This is a genomic window from Xanthomonas cissicola (assembly GCF_008801575.1).
Classification (GTDB): Bacteria; Pseudomonadota; Gammaproteobacteria; order Xanthomonadales; family Xanthomonadaceae; genus Xanthomonas; species Xanthomonas cissicola.
The window spans coordinates 1-7614 of record NZ_VZPL01000108.1 but is presented as its reverse complement, the minus strand read 5'-3'; the positions used below and the strand labels follow the sequence as shown (position 1 = coordinate 7614).

Annotated in this window: 9 protein-coding genes and 1 pseudogene; 1 reads left to right on the top strand and 9 read right to left on the bottom strand. The window is 61.8% G+C overall.

All coding sequences use genetic code 11. The features are described from left to right. Positions 1-148: 148 nt before the first annotated feature. Positions 149-502 (top strand): hypothetical protein, encoded by a 354-nt coding sequence (locus F7R02_RS23200; protein ID WP_078589577.1) that lies wholly within the window; start codon positions 149-151, stop codon positions 500-502. 478 nt (positions 503-980) lie between these two features. Here F7R02_RS23200 and F7R02_RS27310 read toward each other — a convergent pair whose 3' ends face one another. The 9 genes and pseudogenes from F7R02_RS27310 to F7R02_RS23140 all read right to left on the bottom strand — a co-directional run. Beyond that, positions 981-2012 (bottom strand): FOPV/CEFIP/PROB1 family protein, encoded by a 1032-nt coding sequence (locus F7R02_RS27310; RefSeq protein WP_235900980.1) that lies wholly within the window; start codon positions 2010-2012, stop codon positions 981-983. Between the two features lie 847 nt (positions 2013-2859). After that, entirely contained in the window at positions 2860-4080 is a 1221-nt protein-coding gene (locus tag F7R02_RS23180; protein ID WP_078591100.1) for a replication initiation protein, read from the bottom strand. A gap of 247 nt (positions 4081-4327) precedes the next feature. After that, the gene (gene parC / locus F7R02_RS23175) at positions 4328-4642 is read right to left on the bottom strand and encodes a ParC family partition-associated protein (protein WP_005918227.1); all 315 of its coding nucleotides are present in this window, start codon (positions 4640-4642) and stop codon (positions 4328-4330) included. Between the two features lie 144 nt (positions 4643-4786). Next, complete coding sequence (locus F7R02_RS23170) at positions 4787-5110, bottom strand: hypothetical protein (RefSeq protein ID WP_005918229.1); 324 nt, start codon at positions 5108-5110, stop codon at positions 4787-4789. Further along, positions 5107-5733, bottom strand: coding sequence for a nucleotide-binding protein (locus F7R02_RS23165; protein ID WP_055311957.1), 627 nt, complete (start codon positions 5731-5733; stop codon positions 5107-5109). Before F7R02_RS23165 ends, F7R02_RS23170 begins: the two co-directional genes overlap by 4 nt. Before the next feature lie 406 nt (positions 5734-6139). Then, positions 6140-6265 carry a hypothetical protein gene (locus F7R02_RS27285; protein ID WP_268892712.1) on the bottom strand — a complete coding sequence of 42 codons (126 nt, stop codon included), beginning with the start codon at positions 6263-6265 and terminating at the stop codon, positions 6140-6142. Positions 6266-6413: 148 nt separating this feature from the next. After that, a complete protein-coding gene (locus F7R02_RS23150; RefSeq protein WP_078591101.1) occupies positions 6414-7061 on the bottom strand; it encodes a S49 family peptidase domain-containing protein in 648 nt (215 codons plus the stop codon). Between the two features lie 112 nt (positions 7062-7173). After that, positions 7174-7476 carry a helix-turn-helix domain-containing protein gene (locus F7R02_RS23145; protein WP_338066755.1) on the bottom strand — a complete coding sequence of 101 codons (303 nt, stop codon included), beginning with the start codon at positions 7474-7476 and terminating at the stop codon, positions 7174-7176. A gap of 16 nt (positions 7477-7492) precedes the next feature. Further along, positions 7493-7614, bottom strand: a pseudogene (locus F7R02_RS23140) (IS3 family transposase); the annotation flags it as partial.

Genomic DNA, 7614 nt, shown 5'->3' with positions numbered 1-7614 from the left:
ACCCTCGACGACCAGGGTGAGGCGCAGACATGAAGGCGATCACGGACCCGCATGGAGGATCGGCAGAAGGTTGTGAAAAATTTCTGTGCTGACAGCGAGTTAGCTCACTTTTGGCTGTTTTTTACACGAATCCCTGCCGACCCTCCTCATGGCCGAGCTGCTGCAAGATGCCGACGCCCTCGTGCGTCGCTTCGAGCAAGCAGACGATGTGCTGGCCGGAAAGATCGAGAAGGCGACAACGGACGCGGCCGGAAAGGCGTTCCTGGCCGCCAAGCTCAATTTCGAGTCGGTCATCGACAAGAACGCCGAGAAGCTCACCGAAGCTGGCCGACATGCAGCCGCGCAGATCGGAAATCAGCTCAATAGCGGCGCGGCGCAGCTCGTCGCCGCGAATGCGGCGTTTGAGAGCAAGGCGCGGCGGTTCGTGCTGCTGCTGGCTGGGTTCGCGTTTGTCGCCGGCGTGGTGGGCGGCTTCGTTGGCGCCAAGCTGGCCGGGATGTAAGGCGCAGTGGCGGGCAAGCCCCGTAGGGGCGCGCAGGGACGCTGAACAGCGGCCCGGAGGCTGGACACCCCAAGGGTGGTCAGCTCAGGTGCGCGGCCGTCCACGCTTCGTCCACGGCCGGCGCCAGCGGTGCCGCCCCGGCCCGTCGGGGGTGCCCCTTACACCCCAGGGCCGAGGGAAGCGGTGGGCCAGGCGTGGACGTCTCGGCCCCCGCGCCTCGCGCCGGCGCACCTGCGTCCGGACGGGCGCTCCAACACGAACGCCGGCAGCGCCGGCGGCTGACCCGGTGCGCGACAAACCTCGCCGTTCAGGGCGGGGAGCAGTGAACCGCCCCGGGATTCCTGGAGGCTCCAACTCTTGAGAGGATGGGTGATGACCAAGCCAGTGAAGTATTCCCCGGAAGTCCGGGAGCGCAGCAACTGAGTCCTGAGCGAGCCAACCTCATGCCGGGCCTACTCGGAGCTTGAAAGCGCACTTATCACGCCCCAGGGCGGTTCAACCGCCTTTTCTTGCGCGCGGCCAGCGCGGATTTTGACACGGTTTGCCCCGTTTCCGGGTCGATCACCTTCTGGCGCCCGGCCAGCGCGGCTTTTGACACGGTTTGCCCTGTTTCCGGGTCGAGCACCTTCTGGCGCCCGGCCAGCGCGGCTTTTGACACGGTTTGCCCTGTTTCCGGGTCGAGCACCTTCTGGCGCCCGGCCAGCGCGGCTTTTGACACGGTTTGCCCCGTTTCCGGGTCGAGCACCTTCTTGCGCTTGGCCAGCGCGGATTTTGACACGGTTTGCCCCGTTTCCGGGTCGATCACCTTCTGGCGCTTGGCCAGCGTGCCTTTTGACACGGTTTGCCCCGTTTCCGGGTCGATCACCTTCTGGCGCTTGGCCAGCGTGTTTCTTGACACGGTTTGCCCTGTTTCCGGGTCGATCACCTTCTGGCGCCCGGCCAGCGCGGCTTTTGACACGGTTTGCCCCGTTTCCGGGTCGAGCACCTTCTTGCGCTTGGCCAGCGCGGATTTTGACACGGTTTGCCCCGTTTCCGGGTCGAGCACCTTCTGGCGCCCGGCCAGCGCGGCTCTTGACACGATTTGCCCCGTTTCCGGGTCGAGCACCTTCTGGCGCTTGGCCAGCGTGTTTCTTGACACGGTTTGCCCCGTTTCCGGGTCGAGCACCTTCTGGCGCCCGGCCAGCGCGGCTCTTGACACGATTTGCCCCGTTTCCGGGTCGAGCACCTTCTGGCGCTTGGCCAGCGTGTTTCTTGACACGGTTTGCCCCGTTTCCGGGTCGAGCACCTTCTGGCGCCCGGCCAGCGCGGCTCTTGACACGGTTTGCCCCGTTTCCGGGTCGATCACCTTCTGGCGCTTGGCCAGCGCGGCTCTTGACACGGTTTGCCCCGTTTCCGGGTCGAGCACCTTCTGGCGCCCGGCCAGCGCGGCTCTTGACACGGTTTGCCCCGTTTCCGGGTCGAGCACCTTCTTGCGCTTGGCCAGCATGGAGTTGGGAATTAGCCCAGGCATGCTCGAACCGGGAGCCTGTGAGGGAAGAGCGGGCGCGTGCGTCGACGAATTGGCTAACAATGAAACGGAAGGGCCGGGATAGTGTCCAACGCCCTGGGAATAGCTCAATGGAGGGGGGGGCGCGATTGCAGGGCAATCAACGGACTCTCCCGCAGGCACCGACAGCTCCGACCGGTTGGCAACCTCCTGTAATGCAGGGGCGCTTTCGGCACAGGATGCAGCGCCTGGAGTGTCTGGTATGTCCAGAAAGTCCATCGGGTCAAAGGCAAGCTCTCCGGACAACGCCACTGCCGGCGGTGGCGCAGGTGGCGCGGACTGCATGGAGGTGGAGGCGCGGTTGAGGCGGTGTTGCCGTATCTCCTGGATCTGATACGGGGTGGGATCGGCGGGCAGAACACGCCGTCTCCACGGAGGTGCCATCTCACCTAATTGCGTCAACGCGTCCTGACCGTGTTGGGTGCGGCGCCAATTGACGCTATCGGCGATTTCCTGATCGGGCGAGTGAGGATCGACGAGGCCGTTGTCGATGTTGTCGATCAGGTCATTGGCAATGATGGCTGAAGCGGGCGAAAGAGGGCGCATTCTTGAGTCCTCGTCGTTTTTTTCGGAGACGGCCTGATGTAACCAGTTTTTGGCAAGCCACCCTTCGGAAACAGCGAAATTACGAGGGAACATCGGAACATGGGATGGGATTGTGGCCAGACTGGACATGGAGCGACGGAAATTTTGTTGCGCCAAAATATCCGCTAACTCACTGATGCAATGAATGAAATCCGACCTTGTGAGCTACTTTTACACGTATGTCGGCTGAACCCCAGTTGGATGTAACCAAAGCACTTTTCAGATATCAGCCATCGAAAACAGGCACGACACCCAAGCCGGTAGAAAACAGTTCAAAGGACACCGAAGCAACATCCGGAACCCCGGCCCCCTGCGGGGCAGCAGATACCTGATGCGCACCATGTTTAACATCCTCAAGATTGCCCGAAGCGCCCCCCAAAATCGCCACGGGGACGGGCTTGAGCACTTCTTCGAGTACATGCTTGTAGGTGACCACCGTCTGCCTAGTGAGGCCCGCCACGCGGCCGATAGCGGCTTGCGTGAGGGCTTCGCCCTTCTGTTGCAGCAAGCGGCATGCGGCGCGCACCTTGGACTCGGTGGCCTTGTGGCGCACGTCGTGGGTGCGGGCGGCGGCGAGGCGCTGCCGCTCGATCAGCGGCAAGTCCTTGTCGAGCTGCATCACGCCCCGGTGGCACCGTCCGCTGCCGGTGTAGCGATCCCACGTCCAGCGGGCAACGGACTTCACCGTGGCCTTGAGTGAGGACTGGGCCAGGTTGTCCATGAAGCCCAGCTTCTGGAAGCTGTTGCGGTTGTGCGCGTAGGCTTCGAGCAGCCGCGTGAAGGTGGCAAACGAGCCGCGCTCGCGCTCACGGTTCACGATGGAATAGGCGTAGTGGCGCAGGTGCTCGAAGAGGATGCAGTGCCGGGAATGGCTCACCTCGTCGAGCTGCGGCCCCCTGCCCCACGGGCTGGACACAGCCAAGTCCACGTAGTCGGCCAACTCCCCCAGCTCATAGACGTGGGCGTGCAGCTCGTGCGTCAGCCACCAAGGATGGCCGGGCGTCTTGGCCACGGGGCCGCTGTGGAAGTCGGTGTCGGCATCGAGCCGGGCAGCGAAGGCCTCGTAGACGGCCTTCATGTACGCGATGGGCTTGCTGCGGGCGGCCTCGGTCGTGCAGACCGGGGGAATCGCGTAGTAGAGGTGGCTGTGGCCGCTTTGGCGGTTGCGGACGATCAGGTTGGGAGCAGGAAGCCCAGCGTCCTGCCAGATCATCGCCTTGGTGTGGTCGAGGTCGAAGATCAGCCAGCTCACGAAGCCGGGCCGATTGACCTGCATGTAGGGGTAGCGAATGGCGTATTCGCGCGGCCGGACGCGGGTGGCCGTCTTGTCGTCAGAGCAACGCGGCAGATAGGGCGCTTCGGTGAGCACGCGATTGAGCGCGGTGCCCGACTGTAAAAAGCGGTGTGCTGTCTGGTTGTCTAGTTTCTGTGCCGTTGTACCTGCCATAACCCCTCATCACACGTCCCTTAGGGGCGTGCGCACGCTTGCGCGCAGGGGCTAAGACTCGTACAATAGAAGCACTTTGAGTCGCTTTATTGCCCTGGTACAGGGTTCACTCGCCAAAGCGAACGCTGTATTTGTCTGGGCACCCTGCCCTGTTTATCTGTCAAGGCCCGCTCGCCAAAGCGGGCTTTGTCGTTTCTGACTCTCCAGTTTTCTGCTGTCTGGTCAGCTCTCTCCTTTGCCATGACGGTCACTCGTCGGCATCCACAGACGCCGGGGCTTGCTTGTAGCCCCGCACCATCGTCTTGGGCACCCAGTGCTCCGTGTTCACATCAAACTTCATGATCCCGTAGCCCTGCAAAACGCTTGCAGCGCCATCGAGACTCTGGAAGTACCGGAGGCCGCCACGGGCAGCACCCAGCACTCGCTCATTCATTCCGGCCCGCACCAGGATCAGAAGGCCCTTGTCACCGGGTTCCACTCGGGCGGCGGAAACCGACCCAGCGGCGATGAGTTCCTTCAAAACCTTCGGCGCGACCACACTAGCAGTTGTCGTCAGCATCATTTATACCCTGTTCCGCGCCCAACCGCAACAATATCAGAATTCGTTGCAACTTTCGCTGCATGGTGTTGGTGCCGTTACTTGTATGGACTATATTCCATACTGGAAATCGTTATATACATAAATATATAGGTATATATATACCTATCAACCCTTGAGGAAGGCTTCCAGTGCCTCGATCACGATGTCCTTCTCCGTGACCCGGCCGCCCTTCTCTTCCGAGCGCTTGAGCGCTTCGCGCCGCAGGTGATCAGCCAGTTCCTCGGGGAAGTTGAAGATTTTTTGCACCCGTGCGCGGCCGTAGCGCTGCGTTTCCTCGGCAGCGGGCGGCGTGGCGGCCGGTGTCGTGGTTACGGCAGCAGGTGCCACCAGCGGCTTCTCGGCCTTGTCCGCCTCCCCGCCTTCGAGGAAGGCGGTCGGGTCTTTGGGCGGCTTGAACTGCGCCGTGTTGGGCTTGCCCTTCATGCTCATGCCATCACCTCCTTGAAGAAGGCTTCCATCTCGGCGATGGCGGCTTGATCGCGGCCCAGCTCCTGAACGGTCGCACCCTCGCCAATGGCGCGGCGGAAGGCCACGCGCTCGCAGACCTTGGTGGGCAGCACGGTCAGCTTCTGCTCGGCCAAGAATTCCAGCATCTCGGCCGCATCCTTGGTGCGTGGATCGACGCGGGTCAGCAGCACGCGCACGTCCAGCTCGGGGTTGTAGTCGCGGGCCAGCTCGACGACTTCCAGCAGGTCAGTCATGGCCGCTGCGTCCAGATTGGAGGCACCGACCGGGATCACGGCACGCTGGGCCAGCAGCAGCGCGGAGCGCAGGCCCACGGAATCACGGCCGCCTGCATCGACGACGACGTGCTCAAAGCCGGTGGCCAGTTGCTTGCCTTCGGCCAAGATCGCCTTGCCAGCGAGGCAGGTGGTGGTGGGCGACGGGTCGTACTGCGTCTCACGACGCCATGCCGCCCAACTCGCGGCCGAGGCCTGCGGGTCGCCGTCGATGAGCAGCGTCTTGCCCTGACGGGCCAGCATCACTGCCAGATGCACGGCGGTCGTGGTCTTGCCGACGCCGCCCTTGGTGTTGACACACGCAAAGATCATGGGTGCTCCTATCTATGTATATACATACCGATGGGCAGCGCGGCGGCTGGCCCTCGACCTGCCGGGTGCATCCCCGGCCCTGTGACTCGGTAAGTATATATATACCTACCGACGCTTTTGGACATTCGACCCAACACCTGCCGCTTCGAGCAAGCAAGCCGCTTTGCACGCCGCCGACGTGACCGTGGTCACTGATGACACGGACGTGCAGGTCATCAGTGACCACCAGCCGCCCAAGCGCTGGCCCAGCGGCGAGCCGCTGGTGGTGGCTGGCGTCGAGTTCGAGCGCGAGCTGTTCGAGCAGGTATGTAAGTATATAGGTAGGTATATATATACATGAAGTCCACAAGAGCCATGTCTTTGACGCCTTCGGCACCCTGATCCGCTACACCGCGCGCCCTGCACCCTACGGGCGTCTCGTGGACGCGACCGGGCGGCCGGTTGATCGGCTCACCTCGATGCCGTAGGCGATCAGGCTTTCCAGCACGCGGCCGACTGTGTGGTTCGGCGCGACGGTCCAGAAATTGCGCATCCGCTTGATCCACCACAGCGACCGGGGCGTGCAGTACGTGTCGATCCGCTACACCGAGCGGCTCGCCGAGGGGGGCCGATCCGCACCGCGTAAGCCTTTGATTCGTATGCCACGGGGGGCCGATCCACACTGGCCTGGCCACTGGAGCTTATTGCTGCCTCAGCTTGATTCCTTCGCTCGGGTACACCTGCGGGAAGCGATCGTTCTCGTGACACCATCGCCGTGTCGGCGGTGACAACCACTCAATCAACTCCAAGATTTCATTGTGGTGCTTGCTCAAATTCCAGCTAAGGATTGGCTCGTGGTGAGCTATTCGATTTCGCAATACGCGGATGCGCGCCAGCGGCCCAGAGAAGCTCTTTCTCTTTAACCCTTTAGGCGCAGTAGGATCGACGACCCTATGAAGGGTCTGCTGCCACAACGTTTCGTAGTCTTTGTTAAACATCGTTGTCCAGAAGCTGAAGGTGAGACTGGCGACCACGCCGCCCGCCGTCACTGGCTTTCCGGCTTTGCCCAATTCATCGATGGCTTTCGATATCTGCTCGGACTGATGCGCAGAGAGCAGAACGGCGGCGGCTTCGCTATACCACTCATCCCCTTTAGCCTCGGCGAGGACAGTGTGTATTCGGTTGCGCAGCGCCACTTCTAACGTTTGTAGAGGCGTATACAGGCTTTCCGAAAGGCGCGTATTGAGCCCATAGAGGGCGATCGCCTGGCAACGGTCGCCGGCTGCCCAAGCCAAGTAGCGGCCAAAGCGCTCCAGGGACAGCGCTTCCTCAAAATTGTCGTGACTCATCTTCCTGAATGCCTCCACCATGGCAATTGCAAAAGCTTGCCCAGTGGGGTAGTCTACTTCCGTACACCCCGTTACCGTCTCTGCCCACAAGGCACGCGGCCGGGGTATTTTTTTACTTCGACTTCGACTTTAGACCGCCTGGCTTTTGGAGTTGCGCCTTCCGGGCAGCCCGTTCCTGTTTTTCTTGGGCGAACTCGGGTTCAAGTGCCTGCACCTTCGCAACCAGTCCACTCAAGTCGTAGATGTTGCTGTTCCAGTCGCCTGCTGTGGTCTTGCGCAGCACGCGCTGCACCAGCCCGGCGTCCTCAAGCTCCCGGATGTTGTTTTGAATAGTTTTCTCGGTGCATCCGATGCGCTGAGCCAACTCCTTTTTTGTAGGGAAAGGCTTCCGCGTCAGTTCGAACCAGTAGTCCAGCAGCTGGATGCGGGTTCTACCCCGATATCACGGACGGTTGTAAAAGAGCTGCAACCTTCTGATCCTGCTTGGCCGCCCTTCGCCGCATCCTTGGGTTGTGGCGTCGCTCGATGTAGTCAAACACATCCGCTCTTGCTC